Origin of the sequence: Microbulbifer variabilis (assembly GCF_020524905.1) — a bacterium.
In the GTDB taxonomy this organism is placed as follows: Bacteria; Pseudomonadota; Gammaproteobacteria; order Pseudomonadales; family Cellvibrionaceae; genus Microbulbifer; species Microbulbifer variabilis_A.
The window spans coordinates 28,458-54,931 of the sequence record NZ_JAIVKI010000020.1 but is presented as its reverse complement, the minus strand read 5'-3'; the positions used below and the strand labels follow the sequence as shown (position 1 = coordinate 54,931).

Sequence of the window (26,474 nt, the reverse complement as noted above, 5' to 3'; positions counted from 1 at the left end):
GTATTTCATGGGGAATACTGCGTTCTGAGATTGACTGCTCATGAAGATTGAACTGAAAAAAAATACTTCTGAAGCATTTTAATAAGGTATAAATTTCCATTTTCTTGCCTTAAAAGATTGACCCTGTTGATATCTTTATAGAGATAGTTATGCGCGTTTCTTATTTCTTCTTGTTGGTGCTTTGTGCCACTTTTTCTTCTGCAGTGGCTGCTACTTCGGGAATACAAAAAAATGGGTATACCATTTATCAAGGAGATATCAACGATGATGGGCGTGAAGATCTTTACTTCGAGTATAACCGCCCAATTATACTTATCCATGGAGACATAATTACTCCCCTGGTAATGCCGCAGCTTCCAAACTTTGTTTTGTACTTAAGAAAAGACAAGGAGAGTTATGAAGATCCTGTGGAAGAGACCCTAACCGAACTAGAAATTGCAAACCTTGAGCGATTAGAAGAAAACCTTTCGCTGTTGGGTGATTTTAATGGTGACGGTGCAACAGATTTACTCCTTCTTGCCTCCATGCCCCTGGTTATTCATGCTCAGGGAAATGGCTTGCCAGCGCTTGTTCAAACTCTCTCTACCGATAATAGTGATGACACAATTGCTTATGCTGCAGCAATCCTCGCCAGTGTGGGAGTCGACTCTGTGGTGGTGCAGGATAAGAATGATGATGGGAAGGACGATATCACTGCGGGGGATTTTGTTTTCCATGCAGATGAGTCCGGTGCTTTTGGTGAATATTCCACCCCTGCCAATATCCAATCGCCTAATATGGCGGGGGCCTCTGGTGGTCAATTCCGTGTTAATGAATCCGGCGCGGCAACCTACTCCTTCCCAATAGCCACTGCCGCAGGTACAGCGGGAGTTGTACCCGAGATTTCACTGAACTATAGCAGTAGTGGTGGCAATGGCCTGGTTGGTAAAGGCTGGGCTATTGGTGGTCTTTCTGGAATTTCCCGTTGTCGCCAGACATTGTCAATTGACGGTAATGTTGGTCCTATTAACTGGACCGAGTCAGATAGATTTTGCCTGGATGGGCAGCGCTTAATACAAGTGAGCGGCTCTCAATATGGCGCTGTGGGTGCGGTATACAAAACTGAGATGGATTCTTTTGCCACTGTCACTTCAATAGGTGGCAGTCTTGGCAAGCCGTCGTATTTTAAGGTGGAGCGTAAGGATGGATCAGTTAGTTACTACGGTAATAGTAGTGACTCCAAGCAACTTGCAGGTAGCAATGTACTCACTTGGGCCCAAAATCGTTTTGAGGATAGCGTCGGTAACCCTATCGAATTCTTGTATGAGGGCGATTCGGAGTCGGGACATCGTGTACGGTCTATCCGTTATGCTTATGGTTCGGGTTCCTATGAAGCGGAAGTGGCATTTTTCTATGAAGATCGCCCGGAGCACCTTCGGGGCTATACCGCAGGCTATGAACTCAAAACCACTAAGCGCTTGGAAAAAATTACCTCCAGATCCAATGGCAAAGTGATTCGCGAGTACAACCTGGGATATAACCCAGTCCTGCCCTTCATTCCCAGGGAAGAATATAATGATAGAACTTCCTTACTGACCTCATTGCAGGAGTGTGTAGGTTCTAGTTGTCTCCCTGCGATCAGTTTCGAATGGCTACAGGCGCCGTGGCACCAATATGGAAGTAAGTCTGAAGCTATTGATTTCTCTCCTACTAAGCACCGTTTTCTATCTGATTATAAATACGCAGATTTTAATGGCGATGGCAAGCAAGATATCGTCTGGATCGAAGGGTACGCGGATGATGGGAGCGATACGGATATTCGCGTTAAATATGCGATTTCCTATGGTTCAGTATTTATAAAGCAGGACTTCATTGGCGGCGTTTTTACCTCCGAATACTTTACCGGCGCCAATGTTGATTCAGGGTTCTCTATAAGGGTATTGGATTATAATGGTGACGGTCGCCATGATCTGGCGATATATAATCCTCGTTCTAATTATGGTTTCCCTGCTGGATATTGGCTGGTCTTCCTGAGTCGATACGACAGCGGCAATAAAAGCTGGAGGCTGAATTCCGTACCGATTAATACCGGCAGATCAAATAAAGATGCCATATTTGCCGATTTTAACGGCGATGGTCTGGCTGATTATATCTCCGTTAGTTATAGCAGCAGTTCTGGAGCGAAAGTAGGCGTTCGACTGTTGGAGCCTTCAGGAGAGGAAGATGCTTCATCTTATCGTTATTACAAGTTCAGTGATGAATACACCAGTTATCCTCTGAATATTTCTGGCGCTGCCAGCATGAAGGCTAGCGGCCGCGTACCAGATACCCTGGGGGACTTTAATGGCGATGGCGCCATGGATATCCTGGTGGCAACTTCTGCTGGATTTGAAGCCGCAGTATTTGATCAAGAGGCAAAGGAATTCCGCTCTATTGGTGTATTCTCGACGACAAATACTTCAAAAAGCCCCATTGCGATCGATATTAATGGCGACGGTCTCACGGATGTTGCCTACCCTGGAAACTCAGGGAGTTTTTATAGCAAGCTCAGCACTGGGACAGGCTTTACCGATCTGGGGCTCCTCGGTGGTAGTAAAGGGTCTTTTGTCGACTTGAATAATGATGGTTACCAGGATTTTGTCTGGCCGGTTTCTGCTCCCTACAATGATGTTGTAGTTCGCTTCTTTGATCAAAATACCGGTAATTTTATTGACTATGCTGATCGCAGAATTTTTGATCATCTCTTTCCTTGTTCGGGCAGCTCTACAGATTGTGGCGATATAACTGCTAATGATATGGTGTGGTTTGCGGACACGAATGGCGATGGAGAGGCCGATTATCACCGCTATGATGCCTCTAGCGGTAAAGTGTATACCCGCCTGGATAATAACCGCGATTCGCAATATAAGAATATTCCGCGCAATGTTATTAATAAGATCGATAATGGCCTTGGTAATGTTACCAATATCAGTTATCAGAACATGCGACGCGATGAGCTCTATTCCCGTCTGGATATGGAAACGGAAGGTAGTAGTAAAGCTTTCTATACCGCACTGAATGGCGATTGGGACCTGCCTGCGGATAGCCACACTTTAGGTAAAGATAAGCCGGTATTGGATATCCTTAGCCCTATGTACCTGGTTGCTAAGGTGGAGAGTTCTGCCCCCGCCGCCGCTGCATCACCGGGTTCTGTAGACCAATCCGCCTTTAGTTCTGTGTCCTACCACTACCATCAGATGAAACTCCAGGCTGCCGGCCGGGGTATGCTGGGTTTCCAGAAAATCAGCAACACTGATGATCAGACCGGGGTGGTAACAGAAACCACTTACCGCCAGGACTTCCCCTTTGTGGGCATGCCGTTAAAGACCGAAACTCGTACAGCCGAAGGGCAGCTACTCAGCCGGGCGACCAACAATTGGCGTTTACAGGGATGGAATGGTAGCGGGAAACCTCTGCCACCTTACCAACCCTATATTTACGAAGCGGTGGAAGAAACTTATGACTTAAAGGATGCGGGTAGTACACAGGGAGAATTGCTGCAAAGCGTTACCACCACAAACAGTTACGATGCCTATGGCAATGCGCTAAGTATTGATGTTGTCACAAAAGAGGGTGTCTCCGGCGAGGAGTTTGTCAAGAAAATTCAAAATACTTATGGCAGCACCGTTTGGGAAAAAGAAAAAGGCCGCCTCACTTCTACAAAAGTGACTAGTACCCGACCCGGTATGTCCAGCCATATCAGGGAATCAGCCTTTACTTATTATTCATCAGGCGTACATAAAGGTCTTTTGAAAAGCGAGGTTATTGAGCCCAATAGGCCAGAGTACAAACAGACCATCGACTACGAGTATGACGATTTTGGCAATGTTGTTAAGAAGACGGTAACGGCTCCCGGCGAAACCGCGCGCAGTGCAAGAACGGTGTATGACCTTTCCGGCCGCTATGTGTTTGAAAGCTACAATGCCCTCGACCACCTAACCGAAAGGGTAGTTTCCCGCAATCACTTTGGCGCTCCGTTGGAAGTTAAAGGGATGAATGGGCTGGAAACCGTGTTTGCCTACGATAAGTTTGGCCGTGAAACCGTCAGCCAGAGCAATACCGGTGCAGATAAACTGACAGATTATGAGCGTTGTGTAATCGGCTGCCCGGCCGGTGCACAATATATGGTGACTACTCACAGCAGTACCGGTAGCTGGAGTAGGGAATACTTCGACGTACTTGGGCGTTCTATAAGAACTGAAACCAAGGGCTTCAACAGTAAAATCTATACCGATAAAGAATACGATAACCTGGGCCGGGTGAAGTTTGCCAGTGAGCCTTATTTCTCTGGTGATACCCGCCTATGGTCTGAAATGGAGTACGACCTGCTCGGTCGCCCGAGCCGAGTGACTGCGCCAGATGACTCTGTGTCCAGCATGACTTATAGCGGCTTTAAGACCATCACCACCAATGATAAGGGCCAGCAAAAAACGGAGATTAAAAATGTTGCTGGCGAGTTGGTTGAAGTTATCGATGCTATCGATGGTCGACTGACTTATGAATACGACAGCCAGGGCAATTTGCATAAAGCCAAATCCTGGGGCAAGGCGAATACTGCCGGTGCACATATCGATGAGGGCGACGGCCTCAGCTATCCCATTGTGGTCACGATCGAATACGACGACTTGGGCCGAAAAGTCCGTATGGACGACCCGGATAAGGGAGAGTGGCACTACGAATATACTGGCTTCGGCGAACTGAAAAAGCAAACCAGCGCGAATGGTCATACCGTAGAGTTAACCTATGATCTATTGGGTCGACAGTCCACTCGCATTGAAAAGCTCAAGGGTTCCTCTAAACCCTCTAGCGATGTCTCCTGGTTGTATGACAGTGCCACCAATGGATTAGGGCAGGTAGAGATGGTCATGGACAGCGTCTCTGGCTATCAGGCTGTGTATCAGTACGACCAGGTTGGCCGAAACCATATCCAGGCGGTAGATGTTGATGGGGCCGGTGCGCAACCCTCCTACGTCACCACCACGGTATTTGATGGGCATGGCCGTGTTGAATACAGCTACGACGCGCTGGATAGCATGCTCGATGGGGGTAAATCAGGGACTCAGAATTTCTACAATGCCTATGGATATCTCTACAAGGTGGTAGACCTGGCCACTGGAGACCTGATTCAGGAAGTGAAAGCCCAGACCGCTCGTGGACAGCTGAAAGAACAACTGTTAGGTAACGGCGCAACCACCAGCTACAGCTACGAGGCTGATACCGGTCGTCTGACAAACCAGACCTCTACGGTATTGGGAACCTTTGGTATTCAAAACATCAGCTACCAGTGGGATACCCTCGGTAACCTCACCAGCCGTCACAACCAAAGTGGAAGCAAGGATCTGCGTGAGAGCTTCTGCTATGACAAACTCAACCGTCTGATCAAAACCCATGTGGGTAGTAGCAACTTCAGCTGTAGTGGCCTCAGCGCCTCCGAACAGGACATCCGCTATAACGCTATCGGCAATATCATTTATAAAGCCGGCGTGGGAGAGTATGTCTACGGCGAAAATGGCGCTGGCCCCCATGCGGTAACAACCGCTGGAAGCGTTAGTTATAACTATGACCTCAACGGCAATATGACTTCGGATGGTTTCGACGGTGGCCGTACCATCAGCTACACCACCTTCGATAAAGCCTCCGTAATCAAGAAGGGAAATAACACCACTGAGTTCCTCTATGATCCCAGCCATAGCCGCTACTACCGCAAGGACACCAATAGTAGTAACGGGGAAGTGACAGAAACCTGGTATATCGGCGGTATCGAGCGTATCCAGAAGTCCAGCAAGCCCAATGAGATCGAGTGGAAGCGTCACCTGGTGGGCACAGCAGTCTATACCGTAAAAACCGACAAGGAATTCAAGGTACTCTCGATCGATAAGCTGTTCCTCTACAAGGACCACCTGGGTTCCATGGACCTGATTACCGATAAAGCCGGTAAGGTGGTGCAGGAAATGTCCTTCGATGCCTGGGGGCAGCGCCGCAACAGCGCCAACTGGAATGCGTTATCCCTGACTGCACTTTCAAATTTCGATCACAGCCGTACCACCCGTGGTTACACCGGCCATGAAATGCTGGATGAGGTGGGGCTGATTCATATGAATGGCCGTATCTATGAACCGCGTCTGGGGCGCTTTATGCAGGCGGACCCATTTATCCAGGCGGCTGCCGATACGCAGATGTACAACCGCTATAGCTATGTGCGGAATAATCCGCTGAATGCTAGTGATCCTAGTGGCTACTTCAGTCTTCGTAAGTTACTTAGTCCGATGCAAATGGTTTTCAAAGCCATTGGACCTCAGTGGAGTGGCATTTTGAATGCAGTAGCCTCTATGGCTTGTGGTCCCTATGCGCCTCTTTGTGCTGCAGCAGGTGCATATGATATGACAATGGCCTTTGGAGGCTCTTATAGCGATGCTTTTAAAAGTGCTGTTATAGCTGGTGTGTCTAGTTTTGCTTTCCAAAAAATCGGGGATTTTTTCTCGAATTGTTCATCCTGTGCCGCAACATCAGGAAGTGGAGCTTTCGGTACCGATTTAACCTATCAAGCGTTTGCTGCCAAAGTTGCTGCTAATGCAATTACGGGAGGGGTTATGTCAGTTCTACAAGGTGGTAAGTTTGGTCATGGTTTTGTTTCAGCTGGAGTATCTACTGCTGCTGGCCCACTAGTAGGGAATATTGGTAGTGGTGCAGGGCAATTTGTTGTTGGTACAGTAGTCGGAGGCACAGTCACCAGATTAACAGGAGGTAAGTTTGCAAATGGAGCGGTGACTGCGGCGTTTGTGTTTGCTGTGAGTTCGATGGGTGGCGGTGGCGATGAGATTGTTACCACAGGAGATGGCAGTGGTAAGAGTAATGGGGTTGTCGCGAAACCCGTATTTTTTGATGAGAACGGAGATCCTCTCAGCCTACACTTGTCATTAGATGAAGCTTTACAAGCTGGAGAAACGGCAGCACAAAATGCCCGGTTAGCTGCCGGAACAGATCACGAATATGGAGTCGCTACAATTCTTGGGCATGTGAATGGTGATGGTGTTCAAACCTTTTACAACAGCGCTCCGGTTACGAGTTATACCAATCAAAGTATTACGTGGAATACAACGGGCTTGAAAGGCTTGGTTGCTTTAAACCACTACCATCCAAATAATCTTGGCTTTTCAGGTAGGGATAAGCAAACTTATCGTCTCTATCGAGGAAATAGAGAACATTTTAGAGGTGTGTTTATGTTCGATGATAAAGGCAATCATATGTATGGCCCTCGATCTCCTGGTTTCTTTGGAAGTAGGGCTCATAGTTGTGGTGATTCGTCAGCCACAAGCTGGAGTTGCCCGGTAATGGGAGAGGGCTGGAAAAGATGAAGTTTTTAATTACTGCTATGTGTTTTTTATTTACAGGTTGTGCTGTGAATGAATCTAGCTCTTGTGCCTTTGATTTGAAATCGAATGGTTGGAGTCGAGTAGTAAAGGGAGTTAATCCAAAAATCCAACCGGTCTTGGATTCTCCCAACTGGTATGTAAATTCTGCTGGTGATTATTTGATTTGTTTCGAGGTGACTTCAGATGGAGAGTGCAATGGTATATATGAGCAGTTTATCAAACAGCAAAACGGTGATTTTGTTAATGAAGAAATTGTTTGTATGGAATAGTTAGCTTTATGGCTGCAAGTCAAGGAATAAATGGGGTCAGAGTAACGTATTGGCGCTATATGGTTCTTTGTGAGAAGGATGGGGCTGGGAGTAAGTGGCCGGTACGGATTTGGCTTTCGAGAATATCTTTTTGGCTAAGTGCGGCTGGGTTAGAAGCAAGGTAAGATCTGTCTTATTTGCTTTGAATGATTTATTGTTTTTATGGTTTTTCAGAGGTTGATATGAAAAAAGCATTCATTTTTTTGATCGTTTCTTTTCTTTCTGCGGGGACGTTTGCTGCTACCACAAATATTGGATTGGTGGAAAGGATTTATCCTAGTGGAACTTCGGTAAAGTTCCGTTTGAAAAATGATCCTTGCAATGTAAATTCTAAAGGTGAGTATTACGAATTTGAGCTTGATACGGATGTTAAAAAAGCTTGGTTTACCATATTGCTGGCTGCGGCGAATTCTGGAAAGGAAGTTTCGGTGCGAGTTGAGGCTTGCGAAGGGGGAGTTAAGACAGTTGTTTACATTTTTATGGATTAATAATGGAACCTAAGATTGTCGAATTTTTAGCAGTTTCTGTTCTTTTCTATCTGTGAAGATCAAGCTAAGGTTTCTTTTTTTGGGGTAATTGCCAATGCATCTAAGCTGGTTTTACCCTGGCGCTTTCGTTCTAGCTGAAAGCGCAGAGTATTTGGGAGTAAGGCATAATACTATTTTGCTGCTGAGGTTGCAGGGTTGATCGCATTTGGAGGTGATATTTTCTCGCTGATGCGGTCGGGTTGATATTCCTTAATTACTCTCGTTTTTGTGGTCGCTTTGTTGAAAGTTTTTTTGTGGGTTGATATGAAAAAGATATTGATTTTTTTGATCTTTTCCTTGCTTGCGTGCAAGTCCTTTGCGGAGCTGAATGTCGGTTCAGTGGGAAGGATTTTCCCCTATAGGCAATCTGTTAGTTTTCGTTTGGAAGATGATCCGTGTATAAATATTTCAAACAATGGCTATTATACGTTTTATCTTGACTCGGAGGTAAAAAAAGCTTGGTTTTCAATGTTACTTGCCGCATCAACTACGGGAAAAAAAGTTTCAGTAAAGGTTCCGAGCTGTGAAGAAAAGATCATAACTGTCAGTTATATTTATCAAGATTTCTGATTTTTTAGATTCTTACAATTTATCGGTTCTATAGGAAAATTAAGATATTGGCGCTATTTTCAGGCCAAGAATGAAGATGTTGCAAAGTGCCCCTTAAATGAACTCTTATTTATATGGGTGAGTAGCTTTTGTGGTGAGTCGGGCGTCTATAAAAATGCTTACTATCTGTACTCTCCTTTTCACGATATGTTGATTTAGATGTAATAATTAGTATTGGCTTCTATTGGTTCCTTTAGGGTATTTAAAATGAGTAAGTTAAAAAGGCGTTTGTTTTTCTGGGTGCTTTTGTTGAGTGGTTCTGTGTCGGCGTCTGAAGGTCCTTTTACTTCTGATGGTGCCCCTTGGGTACGGTTATCATCCAGTGGAAGTATGACAATTTATCGTATGCCTGATCCGGTTAATTGTTATCAGAATAAAATCAATGTGAGCAATTCGGAAGATCCAGATATGATGGAGATGGCATTTTCTTTAGTGACTGCTGCACAAATGTCTGGGAAGAAGATTAATGTTTGGATAGATCGCTATGACTCAACAATACCGCAACGTTGTAATCTGGTCTTCATCGAAATTGATCAGTGATCCTGCTATAGCTGATAGGTTTGTAACAATGTAAATTTAGACATTATATGAAAAGTGCCAATAAAAATGTCCCAAGAAAAGGTGCTATTTTTTAGGGTCGATCCATCCTTGTTTTCGCAGTCATTAAATACAAAGTTATCTGCTTCACTCTCTGCGGATATTCTTCTATCAAGAGGTGTAAATGAAAAGGTTAAATGAACTTTTGGTTTCTGGGTTGTTTTTTTTAAGCATATCTGTGTCGGCATCAGAAGGGCCTTTTGCTTCTGATGGCGCCCCCTGGGTTCGGGTGTCATCCAGTGGGGGGGGTTCGATTTATAGTATGCCTGATTCGGCTAACTGCTATGGCAACAAAATCGGTTTGGACGCGTCAGTAGATTCGGATGTCAAGAAAATGGTTATGTCTTTAGTGACTGCTGCACAATTATCTGAAAAGAGGATTAATGTGTGGGTGGATCGTTATGATTCCACTACGCCACAACGCTGTAAACTCGCAATTATAGAAATTGAACAATAAGCTCTATATCTCCAATGGATCGATATTAGGAATTTTATTTGAGCTTTGGCGGGCACTATACTAGGTGTCGGATTGGAAGGTTTAAGGATACTGTTGGTGCAATAATATGCCCTTCATGGTAGCGCTCCCTGCAGTCGCTAGGAGATGCTCGGAGTTTGAGAGTTTATATCCGGGTAGAAAAGGGGCTAGGTTAAAGAGTTTTGACGAGTGCTACCTTTGGTGTCATCAATAATAGTTCAGGTAACCAGCAATCGGGTAAATAGTGGTTCAGGAAAAAGGGGCCATAATAGCCCCATATGAATCTACTACTTAACAACGGTCAGATTATTCACAACTTTCTTTACATCTTCAGTATTTTCCGCAATCGCTTGAGCGAGATCTTTCTGGGCGCTGGATTTTACTGACCCTTTCAAGGTGATAGTTCCACCTTGGGCTGAGACGTCAATTTTGGTTCCGGGGATCTCCTGATCAAGCAATAGCCGGGTTTTAACGACGGTTGCTATCTTGGCGTCTGTATACTCACTAGAGATGGTGTCACTAATACTCTTTTTGTTGGTAACGGTGAGTTCGTTTTTGACGTTCTTGACACCTTTTATCCCTGAAACCAATTCCCCAGCCAGGCGCTTGTCAATTTCGCTATCTACCTCACCCGATAGGGTCACAATGCCATTGTTAACTTTGGTGTCAATAGTAAAGCTGTTTAAATTTTTGTTTAGTAGGAGCACAGTCTCTGCTTTTCCATCCAGCCATATATCATTCATAGCCGAGTTCTTCTGGCTGGGTTTTTCCTCGGCTATTGCTACCGATGAAACGAGCATGGCTATTGCCATGGAGCTTAGGGTTTTTTTGATAAGGCTCATAGTTCTTCCTTGGTTTTGGGTTGCTTAATTTGCTTATATTATGAATTTTTTAGAGATTCCTGATTCTTGGATTTTTTTTGGCTGAGTTATAAATAATCCAAGGTAATCAGTGTGCTGGTTAGAATAAATAACCTTTCTTAAGGTGGTGGTTGCATGGAGTCCGGGTTAAATATTTACCTGTTTTTAGAGTTGAAATCTAGTGTGATGAAATGTGCTCGCATACGCCAAGTAATCGATATCAAAATTTTAACCTGTGAGCCATATAGTGGGAGATTGTAGTTTTGTCAAATGTCCGGCGTAACGCTCATTGAGTCATGCTCGATTTTTTGCTATTAGAATATTTTTTGATTTAAGATCTATTGGTTCAACCATATACCGGTGTCCATTTTTAATTTTATTAAAGATTCGGGCTCTCCAAATAAAAATTATGAGATTGCTATGCAATTAATGATTGTATGAAATTTTGAGTTGATTAATAAAAAGAAGTTAACTGAACAATATTAACGAATCGTTGTTAGCTTAGGTGGCTATTTAAAGTTTTTTTCCGGCGCCTATCAAATAAGCTTGGAGAGATACCCTCCCAGCGTTTAAATGCCTTACCAAATGCACTTTCATCAGAGTATCCTAGCGCAATGGCGATATCAGCATTGGACTTTTCGCCTTGAGTCAACCACTGCCTTGCATAGTAACTACGCACTTCTTCTTGGATTGTGCGAAAATTGGTGTGTTCATCTTGCAATTTGCGTCCTAAATGCCTAGTACTAAGGCAGAGATGCTTGGCAACTTGCTCTCGTGTTAAGTGGGGGGTTTGTTGAAGTAACAGCGTGACTTTCCTGTGAAAGCCTTTTTTCTCGAGCCCTTGCAAAAGGGCATCAGCTTTCGGTTTTAAACAGCTTACAACGTCTTTATCTGCCGCAATCAGAGGAATTGCCAAGTCTTTAACAGGGAATTGGATTGCCGAAACTTTAGTATTGAACTGCACCGGTATTGCCAGGAGTTTCTGATACTGCTGTTGGATAGCAAGGCTGGGAGCAGGGTATGAGAGAAGCAATTTGCAGCCCTGAAACTTCCCACCAGTTAAAGTCTGGGTTTGAGCGATACAGGCAGCAAGTATCGTTTCTACGCGAGTTTGTGCAAAGTTGAGAAAGTTTGGATGATAGCAGAGGCTTACGGAAAATGTATCGCGGTGCACCTCAAAGTAACCGCCTTCTCCCAGCAGCGGGTGGTAGCTAATCAACTGATCTATTGTTGCCTGGAGATCTTTCTGGGTCATTAGCAAGTGGCCGACCAGTCCAATGTGGTTGGCTTGCATGGCGAGCCCTAGTTTTATTCCCAACAGCGGTTCGGGATAGCTGTCGATGATCGCCTTCCAAAGTTGTTCTTGTTGGTAAATTGGGACGCGTTCTTGCCGACTTATTTGAGACAGCACTTTGCTTGCGCTCTTTGGAATGGGCAGGCCCAAGCTGGCCAAGGCTTCCAGTAAAGCCTTTGAGTAGCTGAGATTCACACTTCTGGAGTCGGTAAAATCCATTAAGGATGTCCCAAATTAACCAGTTTCTGCCCGATAATGACAATCTGCGTTTGATTTGTCACGGTATATTGCTTCTGTCTTAGCTTCGAATTGAATGGCTATGGAAAAAGGGAGTGCCATGAAACCTTACGCGGTTATAGGTGCTGGCCCTATGGGCCTTTGTACAGTAAGAAATCTACTTAAGATTGGTATCCCCTGTATCGGTTTTGAAGTACATAGCGATGTGGGCGGGCTATGGGATATCGATAGCCTAACTAGCACCATGTATGAATCGGCACATCTCATCTCCTCTAAAAGGATGACCGAGTTTACCGACTTCCCGATGGATGAGAGTGTCGCTGAATATCCAAGTCATCGAGACATGGGTGAGTATTTTCGGTCCTATGCAAGAGAATTTGGTCTTTACGGCCACTATGAGTTCGAAACGGAAGTTGTGCAATGTGTGCGTAGCGGAGATGGCTGGCTAGTAACTACCCGCCGGAATTGGCAGGAAAAAACACGGGAGTTTAGTGGCTTACTAATTGCCAGTGGTACATTACATTATCCTAATCAACCGGAATTACCAGGCCAATTTACAGGGGAATTAATACATTCCGCTCAGTACCGGTCCCCGGAGATCTTTGCCGGAAAAAGAGTCCTTTTGATTGGTTGTGGCAATAGCGGAGCAGATATTGCCGTGGATGCGGTACACCGGGCGAGAAGTGTCGATATCAGTCTGCGCCGTGGATATCACTTCCTGCCCAAGTATATTTCTGGTCGACCTATTGATCAGCTGGGTGGCAAAATCAAGTTACCTCTATCCTTCAAGCGACGCCTAACTAAGACTCTGATTCGGCTCTCATTAGGGAGTCCATCTCAATACGGGTTGCCTGAGCCCGAATATCGACTTTTTGAATCCCATCCAGTAGTAAATTCTTTATTGTTGCACCACATTGGCCATGGGGATATTAACCCAAGGCCAGCGATTCAATCGGTCGATGGGCATAAAGTGCATTTTTCAGATGGGGAATGTGAAGAGTATGACCTGATCGTGCAGGCCACTGGATATAAGCTGCACTATCCATTCGTAGATAAAGCAGAGTTAAATTGGAACGGCTATGCGCCGAGCCTGTACCTGAACATATTCCCCCCGAAATCAGACAACCTTTTTATGATGGGCATGATCGAGGCGGCTGGTTTGGGGTGGGAGGGGCGCAATATGCAAGCGGAGCTTGTAGCCCTTTATATTCACCAGTTAATGGCTGGAGCGCCATCTGCCAATCGTTTCAGGAAGGTTATTCAGCAGAAATCGGCAAAACGTATAGACGGCGGCATGCGATATCTTGACCTCGAGCGCATGGCGTATTACGTACACAAAGACTCTTATGTAAAGGTTATTCAAAAGCATAAAGCCGACCTACTAAAAGACCTGTCACCTCGAGCCTTGACCTATCAGGCTGACGGAATACAAGCAACTTCTTGAAAGGGTCTTTAGAATGAAACTGCGGGTTTTGATTACAGGTGCGGCTGGTTATATCGGAAACCAACTTGGTGAGTATTTGAGCAAGACCTTATCCGTAACTGGGATCGATATTCACACGAAAACCGCAAGCTTTCCAATCCTTGTTAAGGATATCTGTGATAAGGACCTTGGGAAAATAATGCAGGCGGAATCTATTACTCATGTGATTCACTTAGCATCGGTAATGGTCGCAGGGCGCGATCATACTGCTGAGTATCGTGTCGATGTAAGGGGTACAAGAAATGTACTCGAAGCCTGTCTCTACGCAGGAGTTGAGCATATTACTGTGGCAAGCAGTGGCGCCGCCTATGGTTATTATCCCGATAACCCACCAAAACTCGAAGAGCACCATCCTCTGCGCGGTAATCCTGAATTTGGTTATTCCAATAACAAGCGCAAAATTGAGGAGCTGTTGGCTGAATATCGCGAACGGTACCCTTATCTTAAGCAGCTGGTATTTCGCGTTTCCTCTATATTGGGCGAAAAAACTAATAACAAAATCAGCGCACTGTTTAAACGAAAAGTACTTTTGGACCCGGGTGGTCATAATTCACCTTTTGTCTTTATCTGGGACCAGGATGTGATTCGTGCGTTAGCCCTTGGCGTGAGCACTGGGGCTTACGGCAGATTCAATTTAGCCGGTGATGGCAGTCTTACCCCAAAGGAAATAGCACAGATTCTGTCCAAGCCACTGATAAGGCCACCAGTCTGGATGCTAAAAGGGGTACTTCGGTTAGGTTATAGTCTCCATCTAACGGATACCCACCCAGATCATGTGGCCTTTTTGCAATACAGGCCGGTTCTGGATAACCGCTTATTGAAAGAAGAATTGGGATTTATTCCAGAGAAGTCATCCAAGGAAGTCTTTTATTTGTTTGCAGAAAAAGCACTCGGAATAAGACCGCCCTCCAGCAAACTACCACTGTCAGTGGGGGAGAGCTAGATGGCTACTATTAAAGCAGATAAATCACAGAAAACCTTTGTGATAACCGGTGCTGCCGGAGGCCTGGGCTGGGCGATTACCGAATGTCTATCAAGAAAATACACTGCGAAATTTCTTCTGGTGGATGTTTCCACTGAAAAACTCCGTCAAAGAGAGATACAACTCAGAGGGCGCGGTATTTGAGCCAGAACATATACCGTTGATCTAGCCAATAGCTTGGCATTGGCGGAATTGGTTCAAACCTTACGGAATGAGTATCCAAGAGTTGATCTGCTAATAAACAACGCTGGTATTACCCACCGAAGCCTCTCAACACAAACGTCTAGCTGGGTAATCCACAAGGTGATGGCGGTCAATTACCATGCACCGGTAGAACTTACTCAGGGCTTGCTTGCAGAGCTGAAAGCGGCCTCTGGCTGTGTGGTAAATATCAGTTCAATGGCTGGGTGGATGCCGGTTTTGGGACGTGCGGGCTATTGCGCAGCCAAAAGTGCGCTGCACCAGTATTTTGAGGTGTTTCGTGAAGAGGTGAGGAACGAGGGGGTTAGCGTATTAATGGTTTACCCGAGCTTCCTGGCCACAACAATTGAGCAAAATGCTTTAGCCGGCGACGGCGGGAGAGCTAAACACCAAAGGAGTACAGTGGGAGTAGTGCGTAGCCCTGAGTGGATGGCCAATGAAATTGTAGTGGCTTGGGAGCAGGGTAGGGAGCGCTGGTTTCCGAAAGATTTAAGTCTAATTGGATCTTTTTTATACAGGCTGGCTCCGGCGATCTTTCTTAAGCAGCTTAGAAAGAGTTTTCAGGTTGAGTTGGCCTTATCGCCAGAGGCCTAAATTATTGGGTGCTCCAATCAGCAGAATTCTTAATTTGGGGCTCCGAAAGGCTAGCGAGTCTTGCAGCTGCATCAAAAACCTTTAAGGAATTGAGGGAAGGTAAGTTTGGATACATGTACAACCCTTTCTTAGAGGTGAGATAAATTAATCTCTAAATAATGATATCTCATTTGTCAAGAATGCTTGCAGACCGTACTATCGTTGGACCTAATGATGAACTATGTGAAGTCTATTGAATGAAAATCCTTCTTTGTTGTGGTCAAGTGTCTTTGACTTGTAGCTGCAAAATAACCCTAGGTTTAGTGCGCTGATTGAGGATTTCGCAAATTATATAAAGGGTGACCTGGAATTTAATGGATTTGGTGAAATAGAATACCTTAATGCCAAGTGTTAATTTGGTCGCGATGTAGCATTTGATAGGCCTACAGTTGAGATTTTAGTTATTGATTATCCAAGGGATAGAGCTGGAACTTGTAGTTATATACATTTGATTGATACAGATTTACAGGCTGGCAACACGAGTGGTCAAAAATATACATTCAATGAACTTACTTCTAAGCGTCACCTAAGAGATTACCAAGAACGCTGGACAAGTGACTGTTTTTTAATCTACTACCAATACTCCCTAAAAGATAATGCCTCGCTATTCTGGATTTTTGGCTAGATGGGCACAGTAGGTTTTCCCATACCGAAAGACTCAAATTGAAAGGCATTATTGAGGTTTATGAAAATAGTGATGCATTCAGGCGAGTTATATGATGACTAAGCCTCATTGGTTTTCTGGTGATGATCCCGGTCAGGCATCAAATATCCATCTTGTTGTCACAATAAAAAAGGGTGAAACTGTTATTTACGACGTTGTTTACTGGCGTCATGCGAGACATTTGGATGTTTACAATTGGGTAGATTTAGATGTGAATCTCAATCCAATAGTTGGATATATCCCTTTGACGGACCTCGTAGGTTGGTGTACAGGATCGGATGATTATCCACATTTGGCCGATAGTGGCAATCGTACTTTTTTGAGCTGGACGTATGGAGAATCAAGCGATCCAGATCAGCGTTATATCGTTTCTCTTGCCTCACAATATGATGTTCAGCAATGTATTGAGGGTGATTGGATTTTTCCTACGAAAAAAGAAGCTAACTACGGCTTCGATAAATACATACCATTAGATCAGTTTTTTGCCAACGTCGCTCGCTATTTCCCTTTTTCTGGGTGAATAGTTTAATTATTTAAATGGTGTGAAAATTGAGACTGTATTTAGAATGTTATAAGTTAAAGCTAAAAAATTATTTCTTGGAAAATTTGAGAGCAAAAATTTCGCACGCATGTGCCTAAATCTTGCTGGATTAATGAGTGAAATTTAAGCTTGGGTTGACAGGGCTCCATTCAAAAAGGTGAAGATGTCAGCTCAAGTTCGACCTTCTTCTGACATTCTGGTGATATCTTTATTTACCTGGGCCCCTTTGTTGGTGCTTAAATTCTGTTACTTGCATATAAGATTTGGTCGGTCATTATCTGCGATGACATCATCATGATCACTACCTATTCTTTTTTTGACTTTCCTAAGTGTAAGTGCGTTAGCTTGAAAACTGGTGGTAGAATAAGGCATTGATATTTATTCATTTATTTATTTCTCTTCCAATTGGATACATAATGCTTTTGGCTGTTGCCCACAATTTAGAATTCAACTGTTCAAGCGGCCGAAATATAATTTCTGTAGTCGATAAAGGTGGCGGTTCTAAAATAATTAACAGTCATCTGCGGGAGTGAGAGAGGAAGTGCGTATATTAATTACTTGCTACCCCTTTCTTATGAGGAGCAGTAAGTGCAATGTTGATTAGGTATGGATTGCTTGGATTTGTTCAGATGAGAGCATTAAAAAGTTCGATGCAAACAAAATTCATCAATAAAAGTAGGTTACAAGGATAGGAAAGCCAGCCGGGGCCATATCTAGCCCCAGCAATAAAACCCATCAGCAGTTAACGGCGTTCACCGCCAGTCCACCCAGAGAGGTTTCTTTATATTTACTCTGCATATCGATACCAGTCTGGCGCATGGTTTCGATCACGCTATCCAACGGTACGATATGGGCGCCGTCACCGCGTAGGGCCAGGCGTGCGCCGTTGATGGCTTTTACTGCGCCCATGGTATTGCGCTCGATACAGGGGACTTGCACCAGACCACCTATAGGATCGCAGGTGAGGCCCAGGTTGTGTTCCATTCCGATCTCGGCGGCATTCTCGATTTGCTGGTTGCTGCCGCCTTCCACGGCGGCCAGGCCCGCGGAGGCCATGGAGCAGGCAACGCCGATCTCGCCCTGGCAGCCCACTTCGGCGGCGGAGATAGAGGCATTTTTCTTAAACAGCATGCCGATGGCGCCGGCGGTGAGCAGGAATTTTACTACCTGATCTTTGAGTTCGCCGTGTACTTCTGGGTCGTGTACAAACTCCACGTAATAGGCGATAACCGCGGGAATAACACCGGCGGCACCGTTGGTGGGGGCGGTAACAATGCGGCCGCGCGCGGCATTCTCTTCGTTAACGGCGAGGGCGAACAGGCTCACCCAGTCGAGGATGGCGAGGCCGCGATTGCGCTCCTCAGCGGTTTGTTTACTCAACTCGCGGTAGAGCTCGGCGGCACGGCGACGTACTTTCAGGCCGCCGGGCAGAATACCTTTTTGCTGGCAGCCCCGCTTGATGGAGGCTTCCATGACTTTCCAGATATTCCACAGCCGGTCTTTGACTTCCTGCTCGCTGCGAAATGCTTTTTCGTTTTCCATCGCCAGTTCGGCGATGGTCCAGCCGTGCCGGTCGCAAATCTTCATCAGCTGTTCGGCGCTGCTGAAATCATAGGGGAGCAGGGTGGCAATCTCCTCCTTGTGGGCGAAGTCTTCCTCTGAGAGAACAAAGCCACCGCCGATGGAAAAATAACTGCGCTCGAACAGCAGTTCCTCCCCGCAATAGGCCTGGCAGGTCATACCGTTGGAGTGTTGGGGAAGAAATTCTTCCATATGGAAGAGTAGGTCCCGATCGCGAACAAACTCTATTTTATGGTCACCATTGAGGGTCAGCGCTTGTTCGCTGTGGATGACGTCCATTTTCTCGTCGATGCTATCGACGTCGATGGTATCGGGGGAGTGGCCCAGCAGTCCCATCAATACTGCCATATCGGTGCCGTGGCCGACACCGGTCAGGGCCAGGGAGCCATAAAGGTGTATTTGTACGCGGTCGGTTTTTGCGAGCTGCTCGCGGTCGCGCAGGTCCTGAACAAACTGGCGTGCGGCGACCATTGGGCCCACTGTATGGGAGCTTGAGGGGCCGACACCAATCTTGAACAGTTCAAATACGCTAATACTCATATAAATTCTCTGCGCTGGACCGCACACAGTTGCGGCCCTCCCTTAAGGATATAGTTGCACCATTTAGGGGCGCACTTTGCCCTACAAGGCGCAACAATCAAGATGGCAGCTGCTATTCCGTACAAAATTCTATTTGTTGCGGGTTTTGCGGAATTTATGAGTTCCCTATCACCGGCTGTGATACAAGCTACGGCGCTTCCGCGACCAAAACAGCGCGTTTGGGCGCGGGGTGACCTTCTACGGTTTTGTCCGGCGATTGCGGATCGAGAAAGTCGGCCAGGGATTCAAAATGCATCCAGTCGGTTCGCCGCTGCTCCTCCAGGGTGGTGGTATTCAAGTCTACTGTCCTGGGGTTGCAAAAACCGCATTTGCGCAGCCAACTTTCCAATGTGGCACAGCTGGGGAAGAACCACACATTACGCATTTTGGCGTAGCGATCTTCCGGCACCAGGCAATCCCCGAGCCCACCATCAATCACCAGGGTCTCCAGCACTAGCTGGCCTCCGGGGCGCAGGGTCTCACGCAGCTCGCGCAGGTGATCCATTGGCGAGCGGCGGTGGTAGAGTACGCCCATGGAGAAGGTGGTATCGAAGGCGCGCAGATTTGCGGGCAGGGCCTCGATGCCGAGTGGCAGCAGGTCTGCTGGCTGGTCCTCGCCGAGATATTTTTTCAAGGCGTAAAACTGCGCGACGAATTTAGCTGAGGGGTCGATGCCGATCACCCGCCTGGCGCCGGCACCAAGGGAGCGCCAGCAGTGATAACCGTTGCCGCAACCCACATCCAGCACCAGCCTGTTTTCCATAGGTGCCAGGTGTGGCAGCACCCGGTCCCATTTCCAGTCGGAGCGCCATTCGGTATCGATAGGCAGGCCGAAAACCTCCCAGGGGCCTTTGCGCCAGGGGTGCAGTTTTCTCAGTTCCTGTTCCAGTAGTTGCAATTGCTCCGGCGAGGCATCACTGGCTTTGCCGATGCGCACACTATTGCCGAGCTCGATACTGGAAGGGTCGATATCCGGTAAGGCTTCTACAGCCGCGCGCCAGTCGGGCAGGTCGCCCCAGCGATGCGGGCTGAGATTCTCAGCTATTTGTTGAGGCAGCTGGGCCAGCCAGCCACGCAGTTCCGGGATATGTTGCAGGCCTTGGTAGAGTTGGGTGTAGTCAATCACGGGTACTTACTTATCGGGGCTGCCTTTGATGGCAATCAGGGAAGCAAAGTTAAAACACTGGAACCAGACATCCACGCTGGTGAAGCCGACTGTCTTCAGGCGCGTGCGGTGGGTGTCCAGAGTCTCAGGAATCAATACGTTTTCTAAAGCCGAACGCTTTTGTGCAATTTCAAGCGCGCTGTAGCCATTGGCGGCCTTGAAAGAGTGATGTAACTCAATCATCAGTTCATTGTGGGCTTTATCGGCGAAATCCACCTTCTCGGAAATAATCAGGATGCCACCGGGGCGTAGCCCCAGGTGGATTTTGCGCAAGATTTCCTCGCGCTCCTCGACGGGAATAAATTGCAGGGTGAAGTTCAGCACCACAACAGAGGCGTTTTCGATCGCCACGTTTTGCAGGTTGTCGCAGATGAGTTGCACGGGCACTTCGCCGCTGTCCGCTTCGAGTACGGTGCGTGCCTGGGCTACCATCGCTTCGGAATTATCTATGGCAATGATTTCGCAGTCTGCCGCAGGAATGCGGTGGCGCATGGCCAGGGTTGCGGCACACAGTGAGCTGCCCAGGTCATAGCAACGGCTGCCGGCCTGGGCATAGCGTTCTGCGAGGGTACCGATCATGGCCACGATGGTGGTGTAGCCGGGCACGGAGCGCTTGATCATGTCCGGGAAGACTTGCACCACCTGCCGATCAAATTCAAAACCGGCCACCTGGCCCAGTGGGCTTGCGTAGATATTATCTTGTTTGCTCATCAGGACATCGCTTAGGGATCACGGCAACGATCCGAGAGAAATCATTACCGCCGAGTACATATTGTCTGCAAATGGGAAAAACCGGCGCCCCGGCAGATACCGCTGCCGGGGCAAGGCTCGATTAGAGTTTTTCTTCTTGCAGGTTGAGCTTGGCTGCCGCTTCACTGCCCTGAGGACCGGTGACAATAGCGGTGCTGGCCTTGGACGGCTCCAGGTAGGTTGCACCAACGCGCTGCAGGTCTTGCAGGGTAACTTCGGTTACCCGCTTGCGGAACTGCTGGCGTACTTCGTGGGTGCGCCCATAGAGGCCGGAGTGGAAATTCTTTTTGGCCTCACCGGCGGGGGAGCCGGGTTTATCCAGGCCGCCAATCACACCAAGGATCGCTTCCTCCACTTGCTCTTCTTTGTGCTTACCTTCGGCCAGCCACTGTAGAGAGGCATCGAAGTCCTCCAGGGTTTCGCCCATGCGCGGGTCTCGGTAGGAGTAGAAGCGGAATACCCCGATATTGCTGTCGTGTCCGGCACCGCCGCCGTAAGCGCCGCCCTGTTCGCGGATAGTGCGATGCAGGAAGCCGTTACGCAGGAAACCGCTCAGCACGGAGAGCGACGCGGCGTCTGGGTGCGACATGGGTACGGTGGCGTAGGCCTTGGAGCAGAAATTTACCTGGCTATTGGCGACCCAGAGTTCCTGTATCTGTTTGCGCTCAAAGGGCGCGTCCGGGTTGGCCGCAGTCGTGCTGGGTGTAGAAGCGAGGGGTGCCAGCGCCTGGCTGAAATCTGCCAGTTTTTCCTCTTCGCCGATCAATAGGAACTGGCGTGGGGCGGCGAGAATTTTGTCGTGGATCGCCTGGAAATGTGCGGATAGCTTTTGCAGGCCATCTTTCTCGTCGAGCCCTTTTACTAGGGTTCTCAGGTTGCGTAGGCCGAGCAGGCCGCCGCTGGCGTGGCTTTCCCATGCTGCTCGATTGTAGCCGGCACTCGCTGCCGCCATGGCGAGGGCGTGACCGTTGCCGACAACGCCCTGTTCACGGCGCGCCAAGGTTTGAAGCAACAGCTCTTTGATGCGGGCGTGCTCATCGAAACGCACCTGTGCCATGGTAGCCTGCATCAGCTCAGTGAGCTCGCCCTGGTTCCGAGAGAGTGCCTTGCCGGAAAGAATAAAGTGGCCAGACAGATGATCCAGGTTGTCGATGGCGGTGCGGCTGCTGGTAAAACCATGCAGGGCACCGGCTACGCGGGTCTGCCACTGCTGAACTTCCAGGTAGTCTTTATCGGCGAGGCCAACCTCACTCAGCACCTGGCAGTAGTACGGCAGTAGAGCTTTTTCCTCCTCGCTGAATTCCGGCAGGGCGCAAACCATCTGCTGGTAAACCAGACCGTTGGTGCCGGCGCTGTAGCGGGTAAGCTTTTGTTCTCCGATCTCAGTGGTTTCGCCTTCGACATCGGGCATTTCCGCGGGAATATCCTCTACACCTACTTTGGGCAGGATGGAGGCATCATCCTCGCGGTTTTGGCGATCCGCCAGGGCCTTGGCGGTTTCAATAATCTGCGCTTTTTCCTGCTCGTTGAGGCGCGCCTTGATCTGCGCTAACTGCTCCTTTTCTGCCTGCTCTTTGCGCTCGGCCAGTTTGTCATCCGGGCTCATTACCAGGCGCACGCGGTGCTGGTTTTCCAGCAGCAGCTCACGCGCTTTATTGGCGATAAACATCGGGTCCTTGATCTGTTCGCGCAATTTTTCCAGGGTGGCGTCGATATTCAACAGGCCAACCGCATCGCCGCGGTGGGTGGCGCCGGTGAGTGCGGTGAGGATCAGCTGCAGCCCGTAGGGGTAGCCGTCGCCACCAATCTCGCGCTGTTGAAGTTCTAACTGATGCAGGCTGGCGGCCACCTGCTCGTAGGGAATGCCTTTCTCGGCGACTTCTTCCAGTACGGCGAGCACTTGTTTTTCCAGCTCGTCGGCGCGCTCGCGCTCGCTGCCTTCAATGCCGCAGACAAACACCAACTCCCGCTGGGAATCGTCCAGTCCCACCAGAGGGGAGGGGGAGGTGCCGAGATCGGTGGTCTCTAATAACTTCATCAGCGGGGAGGCGCTGTTATCCAGCAGCACACCGGCGAGCAGGTGTGCCGTGAGGGCTTCTTCGAGATCGGTAACGTCACCCAACAACCAGCTCAAAACAATATGGGTTTTTCCTTCCAGAGGCTCGCCGGTAAGCGGGTAGTGCTCTTCCACCTTGAGTGGAGCGTAGTAGCGATCTTCGCGGCCCACCTCGATTGTCTTGTCCAGCTTCTCAAATTTGTGCAGCGCTTTTTCTTCAAAAGCAGCCTGGTGTTCTGCGGCGGGAATATCGCCGAAGGTCATAAAGATTGCGTTGCTGGGGTGGTAGTGACTGCGGTAGAAATCCACTAACTCTTGGTAGCTGAGTTTGGGAATATCTGTGGGTTCGCCACCGGAGTTGAAGTGGTAAGTCGTGGTGGGGAACAGGTATTTGCTCAGGGTGTGCCAAAGCTGCGAGCTGACCGAGCTCATGGCGCCTTTCATCTCATTGAACACTACGCCTTTGTATACCAGCTCACTGCTGGTATTTTCGGTTTCGGCAAATTCCAGGCGGTGTCCTTCCTGGGCAAAATCCAGCGGGTCCAATGTGGCGAAAAATACCGCATCCAGGTAAACATCGAGAAGGTTATTGAAATCCTTGCGGTTCTGGCTGGCGAAGGGGTAGGCGGTCCAGTCCGAACTGGTGAAGGCATTCATAAAGGTGTTGAGTGAACGCCGAATCATCATAAAGAAAGGGTCGCGCACCGGGTATTTGTCACTGCCACACAGTGCGGTGTGCTCGAGGATATGGGCCACACCAGTGGAATCGTGGGGCACAGTGCGCAGTGCCACCAGGAAAACATTTTCCGCATTGTCTGCGGCAATGTGCAGGTGTTGGGCACCGGTGGTGGTGTGGCGGTATTCCTCGACACGTACGCCGAGGGAATCGATTTCTGCGCTGGTAACCAGTTCAAATGCAGGATGTGAGTTGTTCAAAAGACAGCTCCCTGGAGTTATAGGAAATTTTCTGGCCGGCCTCTGCCGCCGGCGAAAGGGCGCTATTCTACCGCTTGCACACACCGGAAAGACAGTGTTGACAAGGATGTCAGCAAGGCGAAGACTTCACCTACTGAAGCCCCGGCATAAATGTAGACGAACAGGGAGATAGAGGTTGTCCTGGTTGGATATTGCCAGCGTCACTGGCTTTTTTATCACATGGGTGGGTTACACCATATTCGCGCGTAAGAAAGCCAAAGAGACTTGGTGTCTCACATCTTCATTACAGTGGTACCGAGTGGAGTGGATGCTGCGCATGCTCGATAGAGATATGCGTATGGCGGATACCGCGATCCTCAGTAACCTGGAGCGGGTGATTGGTTTTTTTGCTTCCACCAGCATCCTGATTTTGGCGGGCTTGGTAACGGCGCTAACCGCGAACAAAGCGGCTATTGAAGTACTCACCAGTTTGCCATTCGCCGAGCCCACCTCGGTTGAGCAGTTTGAAATCAAGGTGATGCTGCTTATCCTGATTTTTATTTTCGCCTTTTTCAATTTTACCTGGTCTTTGCGCCAGTACTCCTTTGCCAATGTGCTGATTGGGGCTGCGCCTCCGCCGGAAGCGGGTGAGTTGTCCGAGGCCGAGCGCCGCCGCTTTGCTATCAGTATCGCTAAAGTGATCGATCACGCCGGGCATAGTTACAACTACGGCCTGCGTTCCTATTACTTTTCCATGTCGGTACTGGGTTGGTTTATCCATCCGCTGCTGTTTATCGCCGGTTACCTTTTTGTGGTTTGTGTTTTGTACCGGCGGGAGTTTATGTCCCGCGCACTCAATTCGATTTTGGCGGCACGGGAAGGTGGCCTAGAGCGCCAGCAGAGGAAGAAGTTTAGTGAAAAATAGTGAAATTCTGGTGGCCTTTGACAAAGTGGCCAAACTGCAGGGCTGGCAGCAGTTGCATACCGCAAAGAACCTGGCAATGGCGCTCTCGGTAGAAGTGGCCGAGCTTAATCGGCATTTTCAATGGCGTGAAGACGGTGAAATCCACTCGCTGATGCAGAGTGAACATGCTGAAGAGGTTGCTGCAGAGCTGGCGGATGTCCAGATGTATCTGTGTAAGTTGGCGGAAGTGCAGGGGGTAGATATGGAAGTGGCGCTGCGAAATAAAATCGCGGAAAACGAGCGCCGCGCTACCGAAGTTGAGGATGGTGGTGCCCCATGAGTGATGCGCGTTACAACGATAGAAATTTTGACGACCTGGCACATCGATTTCGCGATCGAATTTACGGTGGACTCAAGGGTGATATCCGCCTGGCGGTGTTGAATCGTGATCTGGCTGCGATCGTCAGCCGGGAATCGCGCACTTTGAAAATTGTGGATGCCGGTGGTGGCCAGGGGCACTTTGCTATGGACTTGGCGGCGGCGGGGCACCGGGTATATCTGGCAGATATTTCGGCGCAAATGCTGGAGCATGCCGCAGTAGAGGTGGAGGCAAGACATTTGCAAAAGCGGGTAACCCTTTTGCATAAACCCCTACAGGCGCTGGCACAGATGAAAGCACTGCAGGGAGCGGACTTGGTAATCTGTCACGCGGTGCTTGAGTGGCTGGAGGAGCCGCGCCTGGCCTTGCAGCAGCTGCACCGTTTGCTTAAACCAGGTGGCTACCTGTCTCTTACGTTTTACAATCGGCGTGCACTGGAGTTTCGCTTGTTGCAGCGCGGCAGCTTTCGTCAGTTGGAACGTAACATCGATGAAGATTACTGGGGTGGGCACCCCGGTAGCCTGACACCGCAAAACCCACTGCTACTGGAGTGGGTGAGTGGTTGGCTGCAAGAGGCGGGTTTTGAAGTGACCTGTCATAGCGGTATCCGTTGCTTCCATGATTTTATGACCCCCTCTATACGCGACAAACTGCCCGCCGCGGCAATCGTACAAAAAGAACTCGAGTATTCTCAAACTGACCCCTATCGTCAGATGGCACGTTATATTCACCTCCTCTGTCGAGTGCCTGAATAACATACTGCTTTGATCAAAGGTGATGCGCTTAGAGCGTGCGAAGCAGCAGCTCCTTGGCGGCATTCACCCGTGAGGCCAGGTAGTCGTTGCCACCGCGATCAGGGTGCAATTTTTGGATGAGCTTGCGGTGGGCACCGATAATTTCGTCCCGCCCGGCGTTGGCGCCGACGCCCAAAATCCGCCGTGCTTCATGCTCGCTTAGTGGGGGTTCCTGGTCGGCCTGGGTTGTCTTATGCTCCTGCCGGGTTTCCTGTTCCTGCTGTTGATTTGGATTTTGCCGGTTGCGCGCGTAACGCTCAAACAGGGGGGCCAGCCAGGGCATCAGGCGAGTGAGTTGATTGAGCAGGCGCCCCAGTACCGGCAGAATCAGTAAAACTGTGGCGCCGACCCAATGTAGCCGTCCACTGATAGCCAACAGCACGACAACCGCCGCCGCTCCCATTAGGGTGATAAAGAAAATTTGCTTGCGTTTATCGCCCTTTGAGCTGGATTTGATTTTCTGCCAGGCATACCAGACGCCGATCACGATAAGTAGTAGAAGAATTAAACGTGCCAATGGCGGCTCCTTGGATTCTGCACTTGCTAAGT

Annotated in this window: 19 protein-coding genes and 1 pseudogene; 13 read left to right on the top strand and 7 right to left on the bottom strand. The window is 48.4% G+C overall.

Annotated elements, in window-relative coordinates; translation table 11 throughout:
• Positions 1–149 precede the first annotated feature (149 nt).
• The 5 genes from LC073_RS18170 (at position 150) to LC073_RS18150 (ending at position 9,889) form a co-directional block, all read left to right on the top strand.
• Positions 150–7,373: an FG-GAP-like repeat-containing protein gene (locus LC073_RS18170; protein WP_226648740.1), complete on the top strand. Its 7,224-nt coding sequence runs from the start codon at positions 150–152 to the stop codon at positions 7,371–7,373.
• Positions 7,370–7,660 (top strand): hypothetical protein, encoded by a 291-nt coding sequence (locus tag LC073_RS18165; protein ID WP_226648739.1) that lies wholly within the window; start codon positions 7,370–7,372, stop codon positions 7,658–7,660. The genes LC073_RS18170 and LC073_RS18165 overlap by 4 nt, the downstream gene beginning before the upstream one ends.
• A 221-nt stretch (positions 7,661–7,881) precedes the next feature.
• Positions 7,882–8,187 (top strand): hypothetical protein, encoded by a 306-nt coding sequence (locus LC073_RS18160; protein ID WP_226648738.1) that lies wholly within the window; start codon positions 7,882–7,884, stop codon positions 8,185–8,187.
• Positions 8,188–9,042: 855 nt separating this feature from the next.
• A complete protein-coding gene (locus tag LC073_RS18155; RefSeq protein ID WP_226648737.1) occupies positions 9,043–9,375 on the top strand; it encodes a hypothetical protein in 333 nt (110 codons plus the stop codon).
• A gap of 181 nt (positions 9,376–9,556) precedes the next feature.
• Entirely contained in the window at positions 9,557–9,889 is a 333-nt protein-coding gene (locus tag LC073_RS18150; protein ID WP_226648736.1) for a hypothetical protein, read from the top strand.
• Between the two features lie 305 nt (positions 9,890–10,194).
• Here LC073_RS18150 and LC073_RS18145 read toward each other — a convergent pair whose 3' ends face one another.
• Complete coding sequence (locus tag LC073_RS18145; protein WP_226648735.1) at positions 10,195–10,749, bottom strand: BON domain-containing protein; 555 nt, start codon at positions 10,747–10,749, stop codon at positions 10,195–10,197.
• A 514-nt stretch (positions 10,750–11,263) separates the two neighbouring features.
• Entirely contained in the window at positions 11,264–12,280 is a 1,017-nt protein-coding gene (locus LC073_RS18140) for an AraC family transcriptional regulator (protein ID WP_226648734.1), read from the bottom strand.
• A 118-nt stretch (positions 12,281–12,398) separates the two neighbouring features.
• Between LC073_RS18140 and LC073_RS18135 the strand changes: the two genes are divergently transcribed.
• The 5 genes and pseudogenes from LC073_RS18135 (at position 12,399) to LC073_RS18115 (ending at position 16,781) form a co-directional block, all read left to right on the top strand.
• Positions 12,399–13,742 (top strand): flavin-containing monooxygenase, encoded by a 1,344-nt coding sequence (locus LC073_RS18135; protein ID WP_226648733.1) that lies wholly within the window; start codon positions 12,399–12,401, stop codon positions 13,740–13,742.
• A gap of 13 nt (positions 13,743–13,755) precedes the next feature.
• Positions 13,756–14,724 carry an NAD-dependent epimerase/dehydratase family protein gene (locus tag LC073_RS18130; RefSeq protein ID WP_226648732.1) on the top strand — a complete coding sequence of 323 codons (969 nt, stop codon included), beginning with the start codon at positions 13,756–13,758 and terminating at the stop codon, positions 14,722–14,724.
• Positions 14,725–14,907 (top strand): hypothetical protein, encoded by a 183-nt coding sequence (locus LC073_RS18125; RefSeq protein ID WP_226648731.1) that lies wholly within the window; start codon positions 14,725–14,727, stop codon positions 14,905–14,907.
• Positions 14,908–14,925: 18 nt separating this feature from the next.
• Positions 14,926–15,558: pseudogene (locus LC073_RS18120) on the top strand (SDR family NAD(P)-dependent oxidoreductase); the annotation flags it as partial.
• Between the two features lie 755 nt (positions 15,559–16,313).
• On the top strand, positions 16,314–16,781 hold the full coding sequence (locus tag LC073_RS18115) for a hypothetical protein (protein ID WP_226648729.1): 468 nt from the start codon (positions 16,314–16,316) through the stop codon (positions 16,779–16,781).
• Positions 16,782–17,537: 756 nt separating this feature from the next.
• On the opposite strand, the gene LC073_RS18110 is transcribed toward LC073_RS18115, so the two are convergent.
• From LC073_RS18110 to LC073_RS18095, 4 genes are all read right to left on the bottom strand, one after another.
• Positions 17,538–18,923: an L-serine ammonia-lyase gene (locus LC073_RS18110; protein WP_226648728.1), complete on the bottom strand. Its 1,386-nt coding sequence runs from the start codon at positions 18,921–18,923 to the stop codon at positions 17,538–17,540.
• Positions 18,924–19,110: 187 nt separating this feature from the next.
• Entirely contained in the window at positions 19,111–20,088 is a 978-nt protein-coding gene (gene cmoB / locus LC073_RS18105) for a tRNA 5-methoxyuridine(34)/uridine 5-oxyacetic acid(34) synthase CmoB (protein ID WP_226648727.1), read from the bottom strand.
• 6 nt (positions 20,089–20,094) lie between these two features.
• Positions 20,095–20,838, bottom strand: coding sequence for a carboxy-S-adenosyl-L-methionine synthase CmoA (gene cmoA / locus LC073_RS18100; protein ID WP_226648726.1), 744 nt, complete (start codon positions 20,836–20,838; stop codon positions 20,095–20,097).
• 121 nt (positions 20,839–20,959) lie between these two features.
• A complete protein-coding gene (locus LC073_RS18095) occupies positions 20,960–23,869 on the bottom strand; it encodes an insulinase family protein (RefSeq protein WP_226648725.1) in 2,910 nt (969 codons plus the stop codon).
• A 175-nt stretch (positions 23,870–24,044) separates the two neighbouring features.
• Between LC073_RS18095 and LC073_RS18090 the strand changes: the two genes are divergently transcribed.
• The 3 genes from LC073_RS18090 to LC073_RS18080 are packed head-to-tail and all read left to right on the top strand — an operon-like array spanning position 24,045 to position 25,886.
• Positions 24,045–24,773: a DUF599 domain-containing protein gene (locus tag LC073_RS18090; protein ID WP_226648724.1), complete on the top strand. Its 729-nt coding sequence runs from the start codon at positions 24,045–24,047 to the stop codon at positions 24,771–24,773.
• Positions 24,763–25,092 carry a nucleotide pyrophosphohydrolase gene (locus LC073_RS18085; protein ID WP_226648723.1) on the top strand — a complete coding sequence of 110 codons (330 nt, stop codon included), beginning with the start codon at positions 24,763–24,765 and terminating at the stop codon, positions 25,090–25,092. Before LC073_RS18090 ends, LC073_RS18085 begins: the two co-directional genes overlap by 11 nt.
• Positions 25,089–25,886 (top strand): methyltransferase, encoded by a 798-nt coding sequence (locus tag LC073_RS18080; protein WP_226648722.1) that lies wholly within the window; start codon positions 25,089–25,091, stop codon positions 25,884–25,886. Before LC073_RS18085 ends, LC073_RS18080 begins: the two co-directional genes overlap by 4 nt.
• 28 nt (positions 25,887–25,914) lie before the next feature.
• Here the strand turns inward: LC073_RS18080 and LC073_RS18075 are convergent, their stop codons facing one another.
• Entirely contained in the window at positions 25,915–26,442 is a 528-nt protein-coding gene (locus tag LC073_RS18075) for a molecular chaperone DnaJ (RefSeq protein ID WP_226648721.1), read from the bottom strand.
• Positions 26,443–26,474: the final 32 nt, after the last annotated feature.

What these genes read in the sequence shown, in the direction of transcription:
- LC073_RS18170 (WP_226648740.1), top strand. Translation starts at nt 150, where the DNA reads ATGCGCGTTTCTTATTTCTTCTTGTTGGTGCTTTGTGCCACTTTTTCT.
- LC073_RS18165 (WP_226648739.1), top strand. Translation starts at nt 7,370, where the DNA reads ATGAAGTTTTTAATTACTGCTATGTGTTTTTTATTTACAGGTTGTGCT.
- LC073_RS18160 (WP_226648738.1), top strand. Translation starts at nt 7,882, where the DNA reads ATGAAAAAAGCATTCATTTTTTTGATCGTTTCTTTTCTTTCTGCGGGG.
- LC073_RS18155 (WP_226648737.1), top strand. Translation starts at nt 9,043, where the DNA reads ATGAGTAAGTTAAAAAGGCGTTTGTTTTTCTGGGTGCTTTTGTTGAGT.
- LC073_RS18150 (WP_226648736.1), top strand. Translation starts at nt 9,557, where the DNA reads ATGAAAAGGTTAAATGAACTTTTGGTTTCTGGGTTGTTTTTTTTAAGC.
- LC073_RS18145 (WP_226648735.1), bottom strand. Translation starts at nt 10,749, where the DNA reads ATGAGCCTTATCAAAAAAACCCTAAGCTCCATGGCAATAGCCATGCTC.
- LC073_RS18140 (WP_226648734.1), bottom strand. Translation starts at nt 12,280, where the DNA reads ATGGATTTTACCGACTCCAGAAGTGTGAATCTCAGCTACTCAAAGGCT.
- LC073_RS18135 (WP_226648733.1), top strand. Translation starts at nt 12,399, where the DNA reads ATGAAACCTTACGCGGTTATAGGTGCTGGCCCTATGGGCCTTTGTACA.
- LC073_RS18130 (WP_226648732.1), top strand. Translation starts at nt 13,756, where the DNA reads ATGAAACTGCGGGTTTTGATTACAGGTGCGGCTGGTTATATCGGAAAC.
- LC073_RS18125 (WP_226648731.1), top strand. Translation starts at nt 14,725, where the DNA reads ATGGCTACTATTAAAGCAGATAAATCACAGAAAACCTTTGTGATAACC.
- LC073_RS18115 (WP_226648729.1), top strand. Translation starts at nt 16,314, where the DNA reads ATGATGACTAAGCCTCATTGGTTTTCTGGTGATGATCCCGGTCAGGCA.
- LC073_RS18110 (WP_226648728.1), bottom strand. Translation starts at nt 18,923, where the DNA reads ATGAGTATTAGCGTATTTGAACTGTTCAAGATTGGTGTCGGCCCCTCA.
- cmoA (WP_226648726.1), bottom strand. Translation starts at nt 20,838, where the DNA reads ATGAGCAAACAAGATAATATCTACGCAAGCCCACTGGGCCAGGTGGCC.
- LC073_RS18080 (WP_226648722.1), top strand. Translation starts at nt 25,089, where the DNA reads ATGAGTGATGCGCGTTACAACGATAGAAATTTTGACGACCTGGCACAT.